The 14,024-nt window shown below is 75.3% G+C and carries 14 protein-coding genes; 10 read left to right on the top strand and 4 right to left on the bottom strand.

Annotated elements, in window-relative coordinates:
* From KSE_RS36345 to KSE_RS36360, 4 genes are all read left to right on the top strand, one after another.
* Positions 1 to 885: a 3-hydroxyacyl-CoA dehydrogenase family protein gene (locus tag KSE_RS36345; protein ID WP_033259554.1), complete on the top strand. Its 885-nt coding sequence runs from the start codon at positions 1 to 3 to the stop codon at positions 883 to 885.
* 71 nt (positions 886 to 956) lie between these two features.
* Positions 957 to 1,238 (top strand): acyl carrier protein, encoded by a 282-nt coding sequence (locus tag KSE_RS36350; RefSeq protein WP_014140396.1) that lies wholly within the window; start codon positions 957 to 959, stop codon positions 1,236 to 1,238.
* Positions 1,231 to 2,346, top strand: coding sequence for an acyl-CoA dehydrogenase family protein (locus tag KSE_RS36355; RefSeq protein WP_014140397.1), 1,116 nt, complete (start codon positions 1,231 to 1,233; stop codon positions 2,344 to 2,346). Before KSE_RS36350 ends, KSE_RS36355 begins: the two co-directional genes overlap by 8 nt.
* 35 nt (positions 2,347 to 2,381) lie before the next feature.
* A complete protein-coding gene (locus tag KSE_RS36360) occupies positions 2,382 to 3,533 on the top strand; it encodes an HAD-IIIC family phosphatase (protein WP_014140398.1) in 1,152 nt (383 codons plus the stop codon).
* 61 nt (positions 3,534 to 3,594) lie between these two features.
* Here the strand turns inward: KSE_RS36360 and KSE_RS36365 are convergent, their stop codons facing one another.
* Both KSE_RS36365 and KSE_RS36370 read right to left on the bottom strand, forming a co-directional pair.
* The gene (locus KSE_RS36365) at positions 3,595 to 4,257 is read right to left on the bottom strand and encodes an O-methyltransferase (protein ID WP_014140399.1); all 663 of its coding nucleotides are present in this window, start codon (positions 4,255 to 4,257) and stop codon (positions 3,595 to 3,597) included.
* A 64-nt stretch (positions 4,258 to 4,321) separates the two neighbouring features.
* Positions 4,322 to 6,139 carry an AfsR/SARP family transcriptional regulator gene (locus KSE_RS36370; protein ID WP_269450341.1) on the bottom strand — a complete coding sequence of 606 codons (1,818 nt, stop codon included), beginning with the start codon at positions 6,137 to 6,139 and terminating at the stop codon, positions 4,322 to 4,324.
* A 536-nt stretch (positions 6,140 to 6,675) separates the two neighbouring features.
* On the opposite strand from KSE_RS36370, the gene KSE_RS36375 reads away from it, so the two are divergent.
* The 4 genes from KSE_RS36375 (at position 6,676) to KSE_RS36390 (ending at position 10,136) form a co-directional block, all read left to right on the top strand.
* Positions 6,676 to 7,437 (top strand): thioesterase II family protein, encoded by a 762-nt coding sequence (locus tag KSE_RS36375; RefSeq protein WP_014140401.1) that lies wholly within the window; start codon positions 6,676 to 6,678, stop codon positions 7,435 to 7,437.
* A gap of 45 nt (positions 7,438 to 7,482) precedes the next feature.
* Positions 7,483 to 7,800, top strand: a complete 318-nt coding sequence (locus KSE_RS36380; protein ID WP_014140402.1) for a helix-turn-helix domain-containing protein — start codon at positions 7,483 to 7,485, stop codon at positions 7,798 to 7,800.
* A 285-nt stretch (positions 7,801 to 8,085) separates the two neighbouring features.
* Positions 8,086 to 9,048 carry an ACP S-malonyltransferase gene (locus KSE_RS36385; protein ID WP_014140403.1) on the top strand — a complete coding sequence of 321 codons (963 nt, stop codon included), beginning with the start codon at positions 8,086 to 8,088 and terminating at the stop codon, positions 9,046 to 9,048.
* Positions 9,045 to 10,136: a hypothetical protein gene (locus KSE_RS36390; protein WP_014140404.1), complete on the top strand. Its 1,092-nt coding sequence runs from the start codon at positions 9,045 to 9,047 to the stop codon at positions 10,134 to 10,136. Before KSE_RS36385 ends, KSE_RS36390 begins: the two co-directional genes overlap by 4 nt.
* A 52-nt stretch (positions 10,137 to 10,188) precedes the next feature.
* Here KSE_RS36390 and uppS read toward each other — a convergent pair whose 3' ends face one another.
* Positions 10,189 to 10,998 carry a polyprenyl diphosphate synthase gene (uppS, locus tag KSE_RS36395; RefSeq protein WP_014140405.1) on the bottom strand — a complete coding sequence of 270 codons (810 nt, stop codon included), beginning with the start codon at positions 10,996 to 10,998 and terminating at the stop codon, positions 10,189 to 10,191.
* A gap of 107 nt (positions 10,999 to 11,105) precedes the next feature.
* On the opposite strand from uppS, the gene KSE_RS36400 reads away from it, so the two are divergent.
* Both KSE_RS36400 and KSE_RS36405 read left to right on the top strand, forming a co-directional pair.
* On the top strand, positions 11,106 to 12,140 hold the full coding sequence (locus tag KSE_RS36400; RefSeq protein ID WP_014140406.1) for a methyltransferase domain-containing protein: 1,035 nt from the start codon (positions 11,106 to 11,108) through the stop codon (positions 12,138 to 12,140).
* A gap of 36 nt (positions 12,141 to 12,176) precedes the next feature.
* Positions 12,177 to 13,160, top strand: coding sequence for a hypothetical protein (locus KSE_RS36405; protein ID WP_014140407.1), 984 nt, complete (start codon positions 12,177 to 12,179; stop codon positions 13,158 to 13,160).
* A gap of 10 nt (positions 13,161 to 13,170) precedes the next feature.
* On the opposite strand, the gene KSE_RS43185 is transcribed toward KSE_RS36405, so the two are convergent.
* On the bottom strand, positions 13,171 to 13,956 hold the full coding sequence (locus KSE_RS43185) for a hypothetical protein (RefSeq protein ID WP_014140408.1): 786 nt from the start codon (positions 13,954 to 13,956) through the stop codon (positions 13,171 to 13,173).
* Between the last annotated feature and the right edge of the window lie 68 nt (positions 13,957 to 14,024).

A 14,024-nucleotide genomic window follows, 5' to 3' on the forward strand; every position in this document is an offset into this window, starting at 1 on the left:
TTGAGCACCACCCCGCACGACGACCACGACTCCCCCCAGCCCTCCCCGCGCCACGCCCTGACCGTGCTGGGCGCCGGGGTGATGGGCGTCGGGATCACCGTCCTCGCCCTCGGGCACGGCCTGCCGGTCCACCTGGTCGACGTCGACCGGGAACGGCTCGACCGGGCCGCCGACCTGATCGACGGCGAACTCCGGCTGGCCGAGCTGATGGGCGCGCTGCCCGCCGGGACGCCCCTCGGCACCCTGGTCACCGGCACCTCGGCGAAGGCCGTCGCCGGAGCCACCGCCGTCGTCGAGGCGGTCACCGAGAACGCCGAGGTCAAGGCCGCCGTCCTGGCCGAGGTCTCCGGACTGGTCCGGCCCGGGACGCTGCTGATCACCAACACCTCCTCGATCCCGGTCGACGAACTGGCCGGGGCGCTGGAGCGGCCGGAGGAACTGGTCGGCACCCACTTCATGAACCCGCCCTACCTGATCGGCACCGCCGAGGTGGTCCGCGGCGCCCGGACCGGCGAGCCCGCGATGGCCGCCGTGGCCGAGCTGCTCACGGCCCTGCGGCGGCGGGCGGTGGTCGTCCGGGACGCGCCCGGCTTCGTCACCAGCCGCGTCCTGCACCCGATGATCAACGACGCGGCCCGGGTCGTGCAGGAGGGCACGGCGACCGCCGCGGACGTCGACGCCCTGATGCAGGGCTGCCTGGGACACCCCACCGGGCCGCTGCGCACCGCCGACCTGATCGGCATCGACAACCTCGTCGACTCCCTCACCGTGCTGCACGAGCGCACCGGCGACGACGGCTGCCGCCCCGCCGAACTGCTGCTCCAGCTGGTCCGCGAGGGCCGGCTGGGCCGCAAGTCCGGGCGCGGCTTCTACGACTACGCCTGAGCACCCCGCGCCCCCCGTACCCCCTGCACCTCGCACCCCCGTACACCCGTACACCCGACAAGGAGACGTCCATGAGCACGGCGAACACGCCCGACACCCACGAGCTGGAGAAGGAACTGCTGGGGTTCCTGGAAGCGCGCACCGGCACCGCCTGGGACGCCGACACCGACCTGTTCGACGCCGGCGGGCTGTCGTCCCTCTTCGCCATGCAGGTGGTGGTGCACCTGGAGAAGACCTACGCCGTCGCCGTCCGCGGCGCGGACCTGCGGCTGGACAACTTCCGCACGGTGCGGCGGATGGCCGAGCTGGTGGCCCGGCTCCGGGAGTCCGCCGCCGGGGGTCCGCGTGGGTGACGACCTGGGCGGCGCGATGACCGCCGTCACCCTGCGGGTCGGCGGCCTGGCGGCGGAGTGGGACCGGACCGGCCTCATCCCGCTGGACCTGCTCCGCGAACTGGGCGCCGAGGGGCGGCTGTGCGCCGAGGTCCCCGAGCAGTACGGCGGCTGGGGGCTCAGCAGCACGCACAGCGGCGCGTACACCGCCCACGTGGGCGGCCTGTGCAGCTCGCTGCGCAGCGTGATGACCTCCCAGGGCATGGCGGCGTGGACCATCCGGCGCCTGGGCACCGCCGAGCAGGCGGCCGTCCACCTGCCCCGGCTGACCGGCGGCGCGCTGGCGGCGGTCGGCTTCAGCGAGCCCGGCGCGGGCAGCGACCTCGCGGCGATGGCGACGACCGTCCGCCGCGACGGCGACGAGGTCGTCGTCGACGGGCACAAGAAGTGGGTGACCGCCGCCCACTACGCGGACCTGCTGGTCGTCGTCGGCCGCCACGAGGACGGCGCGGTGGCCGTGGTGGTGCCCGCCGACGCGCCGGGCGTCCGGATCGAGCGGATCGCCGACCCGCTCGGCTGCCGCGCGGCCGGGCACGCCGACGTGCACCTCGACGGGGTGCGGCTGCCGGCCGACAGCGTCCTGGGCGGCCACCCGCTGCCGCCCGCCCTGCTGGTGACGACCGCGCTGGCGTACGGGCGGATGTCCGTCGCCTGGGGGTGCGTGGGCATCCTGCGGGCCTGCCTGGCGGCGGCCACCGCGCACGCCGCCGGACGGCGGCAGTTCGGCAAGCCGCTCGCCGAGCACCAGCTGGTCGCCGGGCACCTCGCCGACCTCTACACGGCCGAGCAGGTGGCCTCCCGGGTCTGCGAGCACGCCAGCCGCAGCTGGGACGAGGGATCGCCGGACCAGGTGGTGGCGACCGTGCTGGCCAAGCACGTCAGCGCGACCGAGGCCGCCCGGGGCGCGGCGACGGCCGTCCAGGTGCTGGCCTCGGCCGGCTCCCGGGACGGGCACGCGGTGGCCCGGGCGTACCGGGACGCCAAGTTGATGGAGATCATCGAGGGCAGCAGCGAGCTGTGCCGGCTGATGCTGGCGCAGCACGCCCTCTCCGCCCCGGGCACGCCGTGAGCGGGCCCGCGGCCGACGAGACGAGGAAGGACGACATGGCTGGGAACGGCACCGTCAAGTGCCTGGTCTGGGACCTGGACGACACCCTCTGGCAGGGCACCCTGCTGGAGGACGGCGAGGTGCACCTGCCGGACGAGGTGCGCAAGGTGGTGATCGAGCTCGACTCGCGCGGCATCCTGCAGTCCGTCGCCAGCCGCAACGACCACGAGCACGCCTGGGCCCGGCTGGAGGCGTTCGGCCTGGCCGAGTACTTCGTCCTGCCGGAGATCGGGTGGGGCGCCAAGTCCGAGTCGGTGCGCCGGATCGCCGACCGGCTGAACTTCGCGCTCACCACCGTGGCCTTCGTCGACGACCGGCCCGCCGAGCGCGCCGAGGTGGCCTTCCACCTGCCCGAGGTCCGCTGCTACCCGGCCGAGCGGGTCCTCGACCTGCCGGGGCTCGCCGAGTTCACCCCCGGAACCAGCACCGTCGACTCCCGGCGCCGCCGCCAGATGTACCAGGCGGGCTTCCGCCGCGACGCCGAGCGGGCGGCCGCCCCCGGCTCCGACGAGGAGTTCCTGCGCTCCCTGGAGCTGCGGATGCGGATCGGCCGGGCCACCGGCGAGGAGCTGTCCCGGGTCGAGGAACTCACCCTGCGCACCAGCCAGATGAACGCGACCGGGGTCCACTACCCGGACGCGGTGCTGCGGGGCCTGCTCACCGACCCCCGGCACGAGGTCCTGGTGGTCACCCTCACCGACCGGTTCGGCCCGCACGGCGCGGTCGGCGTCCTGCTGCTGGAGCGGCACCCGGGCCTGTGGCACCTCAAGCTGCTCGCCACCTCCTGCCGGGTCGTCGCCTACGGCGCCGGCGCGACCCTGCTGAACTGGCTGGCCGACGCCGCCGCCCGCGCCGGGGTCCACCTGGTCGCGGACTTCCGGGCGACCGAGCGCAACCGGATGATGGAGATCGCCTACCGGTTCGCCGGCTTCGAGGGCCTGGACGAGGCCCCGTGCCCGTGCGCCGCCGTCCTCCCGGCCGACCCGGCGAACCCGGCGAACCCGGCGAACCCGGCGAACCCGGCGGGCCCGGCGGAGGGCGGCCTCCAGCGCCTGCACCTGGCGCCCGGCCCGCGCGTGGTGTCCACCGTCATCGACGTGGACGCCCCCGACCTGGGCGTGCCGGAAGGCGGCCCGGCGGCGCCGTGACCGCCGAAGGGCCCGGCGCCCCCGGAACCCCGGGCGCGCCGGGCCCTCGGCCCCGCGGTGCTCAGCGCTTGCGGACGAGGGTGATCCCGTCGGCCATCACCAGCAGCGACAGCTCCACCCGGGGATCCCCGTGCAGCAGCCGGTTCAGCTCCCGGACCCCGGCGGTGTCCGGGTCCGCGGCGGCCGGGTCGGCGACCCGGCCGAAGAAGAGCGTGTTGTCGATCACGATCAGGCCGCCGGGCCGCAGCAGCGCCAGCGAAGCCTCGTAGTAGCGGACGTAGTTGGCCTTGTCCGCGTCGATGAACACCAGGTCGAAGCCCTCCGGCCCGCGCTCCGCCAGCAGCGCGTCCAGCGTCGCGGCGGCGTCGCCGATCCGCAGGTCGATGCGCGAGTCGACGCCGTCCCGCTTCCAGAAGTCGGCGCCGATGGCCGGCCACCGCTCCTCGATGTCGCAGGACACCAGCAGCCCGTCGGCCGGCAGCGCGCGGGCCATGCACAGGGTGCTGTAGCCGGTGAAGGTGCCGACCTCCAGCACCGTCCGCGCCCCCGTCAACCCGACCAGGAGGGCCAGCAGTTGGCCCTCCTCCGCCATCACCTGGAGGGCGGCCCCGCCGGGCAGGTCCGCGGTGGTCTCCCGCAGCTCCCGGAGCAGGTCGTCGTCGCGGAGGGACACCTCCCGGACGTAGGCGAGCAGGTCGGGGGTGGCTGCCGTCTGGTCGGCCATGGCGAGGGGTCCTCTCGGAACGGAACGGAGCGGAACGGGACGGGTTGAAGGGGAGCGGGGTCGGTCACCCGGCGCGCATGAACGGGGCGTCGTGCCGCCGCAGGGCCGCCGCCTGCGCCCGCTCGCGGGCGTAGGCCCGCAGCAGCGCGTCCAGCGGGTAGCGGTCCCCGGTCGGCGCGCCCAGCAGGTTCGCCTCGACCAGGGCGTCCAGGGCCTCCTCGGCCTGCTCCTCGGAGCAGCCGAACATCACCGCGACCCGGCAGCGGGAGACCCAGGACAGGTCGGCGGCCCCCAGCGCGGTGAACACCTCGGCCGGGTCGACCCCGCCCGGTCCGGGCCGCCGGAGCCCGGCGTGGTCGGCGTCCAGGCGGGGCCGGACGCCGAGGTCGCCCGCGCGCAGTTCGTCCAGCGGGCGCGGGGCCTCGGTGAGCCGCCGGGCCAGGTGCCCGATGCTCCAGTGCGGGCGCTCCAGCAGCCGGGTCCCCGCGATCCGGATCGCCAGCGGCAGGCCCGCGCAGGCCGTCAGCAGGGTCCGGGCCGCCTGCGGTTCGGCGTCGACCCGGTCCGGGCCGATGATGCCGCCCAGCAGTTCCAGCGACCCGGCCTCGTCCAGCGGGCCGAGCCGCAGGGTCCGGGCCCCCTCCAGTTCGGCCAGCCGCCGTCCGCTGGTCACCAGCAGCCTGCTGCCCCCGCTGCCCGGTATCAGCGGCCGCACCTGCGCGCCGCCGGAGGCGTTGTCGAGCACCACCAGCAGCCGGCGGCCCGAGGTGAGCGAGCGGTAGAGGCTCTCGCGCTCCGACTCCTCCTCGGGTATCCCGTCCCTGGGCACCCCCAGGTCGGCCAGGAACCGGGGCAGGACCGTCCGGGCGGTCAGCGGCCGGCCGGCTCCGCCGAGGTCCGCGTAGAGCTGGCCGTCCACCGCCGAACCGCGGACGGCGTGCGCCGCGTGCAGGGCCAGCGCGCTCTTGCCGACACCGCCCCGGCCGGTCACCACGGCCGTGGCCACCGTGCCCGCGGGCATCGAACCGGTCGTCAGGAAGTGCCGCAGCCGCACCAGTTCGCCGGAGCGGGCCGACAGCGGCAGCGGCACCGAGGGCAGCTGCGCCGGCACCGGCCGCCTCGCCCAGGCGGCGGCCGGGGACGCCGCCCGGGCGGGCGCGGGCCGCTCCCGCGGCGGGGCGGGGGTGCGGGGCCGGTCGTGGGCGGAGAGGATCCGCCGGTGGACCTCGCGCAGTTCGGCGCCCGGCTCGGCGCCCAACTGCTCGACGAGCAGCACCCGGGTGCGCCGGTAGAGGTCCAGGGCCTCCGACTGCCGTCCCGAGCGGAACAGCGCCAGCATCAGCTTGCCCACCAGGGCCTCCCGCAGCGGGTGCCGCCGCACCAGCCGCACCAGTTCCGGGACGATCTCGGCGTGCCGCAGCAGGGCCAGTTCCGCGTCGAAGCGCAGTTCCATGGTCTGCAGCCGGAGTTCCTGGAGGTAGCGGCCCTCCACGTCGCGCAGCGTCTGCGAGGGGATGTCCGCCAGCGGCTCCTCGCGCCACAGGGCGAGCGCCTCGGCCAGTTCGGCGGCGGAGCCCGCCAGGTCGCCGCGCCCGGCCAGTTCCGCCGCGCGCCGGCGGCGGGCCGTGAACTGCCCGAGATCGCTCTCGTGCTCGCCGAGTTCGAGGAGGTACCCGGGCGCCCGGGTGAGGATCCGGGCGGAGGCGATCTCGCCCAGCGACTGCCGCAGGCGCATCACGTAGGTGCGGACGGTCGCGGCGGCGCTCGGCGGCGGGGCGCCGTCCCAGACGTACTCGGCGATCCGGTCGACCGAGATCACCCGGTTGGCGTTGAGGAGGAGCGCTGCCATGACCACGCGCTGCCTCGGCGCCGACACGTGCACCTCACGCGCGTTCAGCCGGATGGAGAGCGGGCCCAGCAACAGGAATTTCAAGGCGGGAGTCCTCTTCGTCGCACGGCCGGTGGGCAGGGGTGCCTCCAGCCTCTTGGGAGACCGTGTACGCGTCAACGAAGTCCCGTCGCGTCTAGGGGTATTCCTAGAACGCGGGTCCTGCGTGCGTGCCGGGTGTGCGTCGCGCGACACGGTCGCGGCGGTCGGAGTCGCCGCCGCCGAGTCGGAGCCAAGTAAAACCCACGGCTTTGCTCCGCACCGCAACGTTCTCACCAACCGTCGGAGAGATGGCCGGAATTGACCCCGGGCATGAGCGGATCGATGCGCTCCGATGCGTACTTGCTGACATTACAAGCGGTATGGCAGGCTGTCATATGCGCCAACCGTGGGCCGTAGGTCACCGTCGATCCGGGCTCCCCTGATAAGTGTGCATCAGACGGCCCGCCGGTGCGGCGGATACCCCACCCGGTCGCCACGCCCCACCCGCCGGCACCGCGCGGATTTCGATAAGAGAATGAAAGGCCGACATGACCTCCCTCTCTTTGGACAGCGACCTGTGGTGCCGTCGCTTCCACCCCTCGCCGACGGCCGCCCGCCGACTGGTCTGCTTCCCGCACGCCGGCGGCTCGGCGAGCTTCTACTTCCCGGTGTCCGCCGCGCTGCACGGCCCGGTCGACGTCCTGGCCGTGCAGTACCCCGGCCGGCAGGACCGCCGTGACGAGGCCGGCTTCCACGACCTGCACCGGGTGGCCGACGAGGCGGCCGAGGCGCTGCGCCGCTGGGACGACCTCCCGCTGACCCTCTTCGGGCACAGCATGGGCGCGCTGGTCGCCTTCGAGGTGGCCCGGCGGATCGAGCGGGCGGGCGGGCGGGTCGACCGGCTCTTCGTCTCCGGCCGCAACGGGCCGTCCGCGGACCGGCCCGACCCCGCCCACCCGGTCGACGACGCGGGCATCCTGGCCGAGCTCAGGGAGATGAGCGGCACCGACACCCGGCTCCTGGAGGACGAGGAGCTGCTGCGGATGGTGCTCCCCGCGCTGCGCGCCGACTACCGGGCGGTCGGGGCCTACCGGGCCGACCGCGAGGCCGCGGTCGACTGCCCGGTCACCGCCCTGGTGGGGGACCGGGACCGCTGGGCGCCGGTCCCCGGGACCGACCGCTGGCGCGACCGCACCAGGTCCGCCTTCGACCTCCGGGTCTTCCCCGGCGGGCACTTCTACCTGAGCAGCCGGGCGGACGAGGTGACCGCCGTGCTGCGCGAGCACCTCACCGGCGCGCTGCGCGCCTGAGGACACGGACGGCGGGGGGCGGACGACAGTGAAGGGGGTGGGGCAGTGACACCGTCAGCGACCTCGACGGAGGCCGGGCCCGCGCGGCGGCCGAGGCCCGATCCGGCCGGCGGCCCGGACATCCGGAGGCTGACCGCCCTGGACGTCGGGATCCTGGAGGGCGTCGCGATCGGCATCCCGACCGTCCGGCTGGCGGCGGCGCTGCACCTGAGCCGGCAGGGCGTCGAGTACCGCATCGGGCTGATGATGCGCCGTTTCCAGGCGGTGAACCGGCCCGCGCTGATCTCCCGGGCGCACTCCCTCGGAGTGCTCAGCGTCGGGTCGTGGCCACCCCGTGTTCTCCCGGAATTCCTTGAGCCATAGACGGGGGCGGGCGGCGTCGGGCCTTTTATCCGGGCGTCGCCCGATCCCCCCTCGGAGGAATGGCGGGGGCAATTGCTGCCGGGCGCGGGAAATGCGCCCGCCGTCGTGCCGGAGGTGATTTTCCCATATCCGGATAGCATCTCGATATCGCGCCGGGATCCGGACTCCCCGCCGCCCGGTCGGGCACCTTATCGCGCGTCATTGTGCGGTCGGATCCATTCCCGTCCCACCGCGTTCGATCCGCACCACCGTTCCCTCCTTTCACACCTATTCACAGGAGTCGTCATGAGTCTGGGGTACCTGTTCGGCGGCGGAGTCGGGACCGAGCCGCACGGCCTGGAGCTCTACCGGACCTACGAGGTCGTGCGGGCCTGGTACGAGCAGGTCTCCGCGTGGACCGGGCTGACGGTCGGACAGATCCTGGAGGACGACCTCCCGACCGCCCAGGAGGAGCGGCAGAGCGTCGGCACGGTCCGCGAGGCCGCCCTCGCGATCGGCGTGCACGAGGTGCTCGCCTCGTTCGACCTGCGCCCCGCGGCCATCGGCGGCCTCAGCCTCGGCGCGATGACCGCCAGCTGCCTGGCCGGATCGCTGGGACGCCGGGAGCTGTTCGAGCTGCTGGCCGGCTCCCGCGACGTCCCGGAACCGCCCGCCGACGAGCCGCCGCAGGGCATCGCCATCGCCTTCGGCCCCGCCGCCGACGGCACGCCCTCCCACCCCGGCGCGGACACCCCCGGCGTCTACCTGGCGGGCGACTTCGGCCCCACGGCCGACGGCACCCAGCGCATCATGATGCTGGCCGGCCGCGCCGAGGCGCTCGGCGCGCTCGCCGCCGAGGTCCCGCCCGGCACGGTCGTCCCGCTGCCCGGCCGCACCATCGCCGTCCACACCCCGCTGCGCCGGCCCTACCGCGACTTCATGGCCCCGCGGATCGACGCGATCCCCTTCGCCGACCCCGCGATCCCGCTGCTGTCCTGCCTGGAGCCGAAGGTCCTGCGCACCGCCGCCGACGTCCGGGACCTCTTCCAGCGCAACTCCACGGACCCGATCAGCCTGGTCGACGTCTACACCGGGATGCGGGAGCAGGGCGTGCGGCTCGGGCTGGTGATGGGCCCCTCGATCCCCGAGGGCATCCTGGCGTTCCCCTTCCCGGTGGTGCACGTCGAGCGGCCCGAGCACATCGAGCAGGCCCTGACCACCGCGTACGAGCTCGGCATCGACCTCACCGGCACCCCGGCCCTGCCGTGACCGCCGCCACCGGCACCACCGCCGCCACCGACCCGGACGCCCAGATCGCGCGCTGGCTGGACACCGACCTCGACGCGTGGACCCGCGCCGTGGTCCGCCGGCACTTCGACCCGGTCTCCGGAAGCCCCTACTGGCTCCGGCAGGCCCCCGGGCTGGACTTCGACCCGCGCGACGTCACCCGCTACGACCAGCTGGCCGCCTTCGGCCCGTTCCCGCTCGACCGGCTGCGCACCGAGGACCCCGCGGACCTCGTCCCGCTGTCGGTGCCCAGGCCGCTGGTCGGCCGGGTCTGGGACACCGGGGGCACCACCGGCACCCCCTGCCGGGCCTTCTACACCCCCGACATGCTGCGGCACCGGGCCCTCTGGCGCCGCTGGTCCTTCGTCCGGGAGGGCTTCGCCCCGGGCCGCACCTGGCTGCAGGCCACCCCCACCGGGCCGCACCTGATCGGGAACGGCGTCCAGGAGGTCTCCGAACTGCACGCCGGCCAGGTGTACGCCGTGGACATGGACCCCCGGTGGGTGAAGCGCCTGATCCGGACGGGACGCCTGGCCGAGGTCGGCGACTACACCGCCCACCTGCTGGAGCAGATCGCCGACGTCCTCCAGCCGGGCCGGGTCCACTACCTCAACACCACCCCGGCCCTCTTCCAGGCCCTCGCCCGGCAGCGGCCCGACCTGGTCGCCGCCCTCGACGGCGTGCGGCTGAGCGGCACCCAGATCAGCGCCGACATGTACCGGGCCTTCACCGCCGCCCTGCACGGCGGCATCTGCGGGCTGACCTACGGCAACACCTTCGGCAACGCGGCCTGCCTGGACGTCGAGCGGGACGGCGAGCTGATCAGCTACGTCCCGAACTACCCGCAGGTCACCATGGGGGTGGTCGAGAAGGGCGACCCCTCGACCCCGGTCGCCCCCGGCGCGGTCGGCCAGGTCCGGCTCACCGTCCTCCACGAGGACCTGTTCCTCCCCAACATCCTGGAACGCGACCAGGCCCTGCGGCACCCGACCGACCGGTGGCCCACCGACGGCGTCGCCAACGTCCGCCCGCTCCAGATCGCCAGCTCGTCCCCCGAGGGCCTCTACTGAACCCGCACCGCCGCCGCTCCGGCCGCCGCCCGGCCACCCGGACCTGCCGGGCCTACCGGCCGTAGCGGCGGCCGCGGGCGGCGTAGGACGCGACGGCGCGCAGGAAGTCGAGCTCGCGGAAGGCGGGCCAGTGGGCGTCGGCGAAGTAGAGCTCGGCGTAGGCGCTCTGCCAGAGCAGGAAGTTGGACATCCGCTGCTCGCCGCTGGTGCGGATGACCAGGTCGGGGTCGGGGTGGCCGGCCGTGTGCAGGTGGCGGGCGATGTGGTCGGCGGTCAGCTCCTCGGCCAGCGCCCGGACCGGGCGGCCGGTGTCGGCGTGGGCGTTCAGCAGGCCGCGCACGGCGTGCACGAGTTCCTGCCGGCCGCCGTAGCCGACGGCCAGGGTGAGGTGCGCGCCGGTCGCGCAGTGCGCGGTCGCGTCGACGGCGCGGCGCAGGGCGCGGACGGTCGAGTCGGGCAGGGTGGCGGGGTCGCCGGCCAGGTGGACCCGCCAGCGGGGGCGCGGCCCGGCGAGCTCGCGGGCCAGGACGTCCTCGATCACCCGCATCAGGAAGGCGACCTCGGCGTCGCCGCGGCGCTCCAGGTTCTCCGCCGAGCAGACGAACACCGTCACGTGCCGCACGCCCAGCGCCTCGCACCAGCCGAGCACCGCGCCGGCGTGCCGGGCGCCGTGCCGGTGGCCGAGCCGGGTGTCGGCGAGGCCGCGCTCGCGCGCCCAGCGGCGGTTGCCGTCCATGATCAGGCCGATGTGGCGGGGGAGTTCGGCCCCGGCCAGGCGGCGGCGCAGCCGGCCGGTGCGGAGCGGGCCGAGGAGGGAGTCGAGGGCGGAGCCCACGGCGTGCAGGGCCTTCGGGACGGGCAAGGTGACGGCCTTTCGGAGGGGCGGACCGCGTGGTGCACAATGAATAGCACGCGACGCGTGTCATCGAGAAGCGCGGCCGGACGGCCGACGCGAACGAACGGAGCCAGGTGCGCACCAACGACGCCCAGATGCTGGTGCTGTCCGCCCTCGCGGACGGCCCGCTGCACGGCTACGCCGTCAACACCGCCATCGAGCGGATGACCGGCACCCGGCTCGGCCGCGGCAGCCTCTCCGGCGCGCTCGCCCGGCTGCGCGACAAACAGCTGATCGCGGACCTGCCCGGCGAGGGCCGCCGCCGCCCCGTCCGACTGACCGAGCGGGGCCGCCGCACGCTCGGCCGCGAACTGGACGCGCTCGCCGACGTCGCCGGACAGCTCTTCGAGACCGTCGTCCCCGACCGGATCGCCTACCAGGAGCGCCTCAACACCACCGACCAGGCCCGCGCCTACCAGCAGGTCCTGCTCGACGCCCTGGACGCCAGGCCCGGCGGGCACCTGCTCGACTGGGGCTGCGGCACCGGCGCCGCGCTCCCCGCGCTGGCCCGCGCCGCCACCGCCCGCGGCCGGGTCCTCGGCATCGACCACGACCCCGCGATGGTCCGCCGCGCCGCCGAACGGGCCGCCGGACTGCCCGGCACCGCCGTGCTGCGCGCCGACGTCCACCGCCTGCCGCTCGCGGACGGCAGCGCCGACCGGATCCGCACCGACCGGCTGCTCCAGCACCTCGCCGACCCGGCCGCCGCCCTCGCCGAAGCCCACCGGGTGCTGCGTCCCGGCGGCCGGCTGGTCGCCGCCGAACCCGACTGGGACACCCTCGCCGTCGACCACCCCGACCCCGAACTGCCCCGCGCCTTCACCCGGCACCTCACCGACCGGATCGTCCGCAACCCGCTGATCGGCCGCCAACTGCCCCGGCTGGCCGAGCGGGCCGGTCTCGCGGTGCGCGCCGTCGTCCCGGTCACCCCGCTCTACCGGGACGTCCGGGAGGCCGACCGCGTCCTCGGCCTGCGCCGCAACACCGAACGCGCCGTCGCGGCCGGCCACCTGACCGAGCGGCAGGCCGGGCAGTGGCTCGACCACCTGGCCCGCGGCCCGTTCCTGGCCTCGGTGACCGTGCTGGTGACCACCGCCGAGAAGCGGTGAACCCGGCTGTCGGCGCGGCCGGTTAGGCTCCGGGCCATGAACGAGGAAGCCACGGGCGCGGAAGCCACGGACGAGGAACAGGACCGCCGCCCGATCGTCACCCGCCTGGTCGGCGGTGCGATCCACGCCTACCGCCCGGCCGCCCCCGGGCCGCTGGAGCCCGTCGCGGTGTTCCGGCCGGTCGCGGGCGACGAGGTCCGCGAGCACGCGGTGGCGCCCGACCTCGGGCGGGCGTACTACACCACGCCGGACGGCGCGGTCTGCGTCGGCGCGGACGGCACCGAGCGGTGGCGCGCCACCGCCGAGCCGGAGCGCACCGAGGACCTCGGCCACCACCCCGGCTGCGCGCTCTCCCGGGACGGCCGGCTGCTCTGGTGGTACCGGCCCGACGCGATGGCCGGCCGCGGCCCGCACGACCACTGGGAGGTGCTGGACGCCGCCACCGGCACCCGGCTCGCCCGGGCCGCGCTGCGCACGGTCGGCCACGGCGGCGAGCACTTCGTCCACCCCGACGGCACGGCGGTGCTGCTGTGCGTCGGTGAGGGCCAGGACGGCACGGGGGTCTTCCGCGGCACGCTGGGCGACGACGGCACGCTGGAACTGGTCGAGTACCCCTGGGACGACCGCTGCGTGATCGGCTTCGCCCCGGACGGCGGGCACTTCCTGACCGTCGACCACGGCCAGGCCGACGCCACCGTGCACGCCTGGCCCGGCGGCGAGGCGGTGTTCACGCTCACCGTCGACGACTTCGGCTACGACGGCGCGGAGTGGGAGGCCGTGGTCGAGTGGAGCGGCGGCTACCTCGACGCCGACACCCTCGCGGTGGTGCTGTACGGCGAGGACGAGGAGACCGGGCGGGAGTGGTTCCGCAGCTACCGGGTCGACGCGCACGGCGGCCGGATCCTCGGCGAGTTCGCCTCCGGCGGCCGGGACTGCTACGACCTGCGCCCGCTCGGCGACGGCGGTTGGCTGACCGCCGGCGAGTCCGGCCACCCAGTGCGCCGCGTCCCGGAGGCGTAGCGGCTGCGGCTCAGGAGTCCCACCAGGCCGGGCGGACCCGCAGCGACTCCTCCTTGACGCAGCCCGCCCCGTTGACGATCTCCCGCGCGTGCAGGTCCCAGCCGACCACGCCGTTGCCCTCGCGGCGCAACTCGATCAGCCGGGACGGCCCGGTGTGCTCGCCCGCCGTCACCTCGCAGCGCAGCACGGTGTCCCAGGCCCGCCCGTCCAGCGCGGAGCCGAACGCCACCAGCGGCAGCAGCACGACGGTCAGCAGCAGCGCGGCCCACTGCTCGGCGGCCACCAGCCGCAGCTCCCACGGCGCGAGGGAGACCGGGTCCGGCCGCCCGTGCGGGTGGCTGCGGCGGCCCGCCCGGTACTCCTGGACCAGCCCGTGCCGGAGCGCCAGCGAGACCAGCGCCACCCCGAGCCCCCACCGGAACCCGTAGAACACCCAGCACAGCACGCCCATCGCCAGCGGGTTCGCGACCGTCAGCGTCACCGTCCGGGCCAGCTGGCCCAGCGAGCGGCCGCGCGGGACGGCGCCGCGCGCCGCGGCCAGCGCGAACACCACCCGGGAGGTGACCACCGCGACCAGGCAGCCCAGCAGCGGACGGGTCGTCACCATGCCGACCAGCACCTCGCCGAGGTTCGGCACGCCCATGGTGGAGACCACCTCGCGGGTGTGCGAGCCGCCGCCGACCGTCCAGGCGACCTTCACCACCGGCACCGCCGCGAGCAGTGCCAGCAGTACCGTGTGCCCCGGGCCGCCCTTGCGGTCCAGCTCGGTGCGCTCGTCCGCCTTCTGCTCCGCCACCGCGCCCGCCTCCCGTCCGTCGTCCCCGGGCGCCGTCCCCGGCCGTTCGCGGCCGTCCCGGTCTGTCC

Origin of the sequence: Kitasatospora setae KM-6054 (genome assembly GCF_000269985.1) — a bacterium.
Taxonomy (GTDB): Bacteria; Actinomycetota; Actinomycetes; order Streptomycetales; family Streptomycetaceae; genus Kitasatospora; species Kitasatospora setae.

What these genes read in the sequence shown, in the direction of transcription:
- KSE_RS36405 (WP_014140407.1), top strand. Translation starts at nt 12,177, where the DNA reads ATGAACGAGGAAGCCACGGGCGCGGAAGCCACGGACGAGGAACAGGAC.
- KSE_RS36360 (WP_014140398.1), top strand. Translation starts at nt 2,382, where the DNA reads ATGGCTGGGAACGGCACCGTCAAGTGCCTGGTCTGGGACCTGGACGAC.
- KSE_RS36365 (WP_014140399.1), bottom strand. Translation starts at nt 4,257, where the DNA reads ATGGCCGACCAGACGGCAGCCACCCCCGACCTGCTCGCCTACGTCCGG.
- KSE_RS36350 (WP_014140396.1), top strand. Translation starts at nt 957, where the DNA reads ATGAGCACGGCGAACACGCCCGACACCCACGAGCTGGAGAAGGAACTG.
- KSE_RS36385 (WP_014140403.1), top strand. Translation starts at nt 8,086, where the DNA reads ATGAGTCTGGGGTACCTGTTCGGCGGCGGAGTCGGGACCGAGCCGCAC.
- KSE_RS36375 (WP_014140401.1), top strand. Translation starts at nt 6,676, where the DNA reads ATGACCTCCCTCTCTTTGGACAGCGACCTGTGGTGCCGTCGCTTCCAC.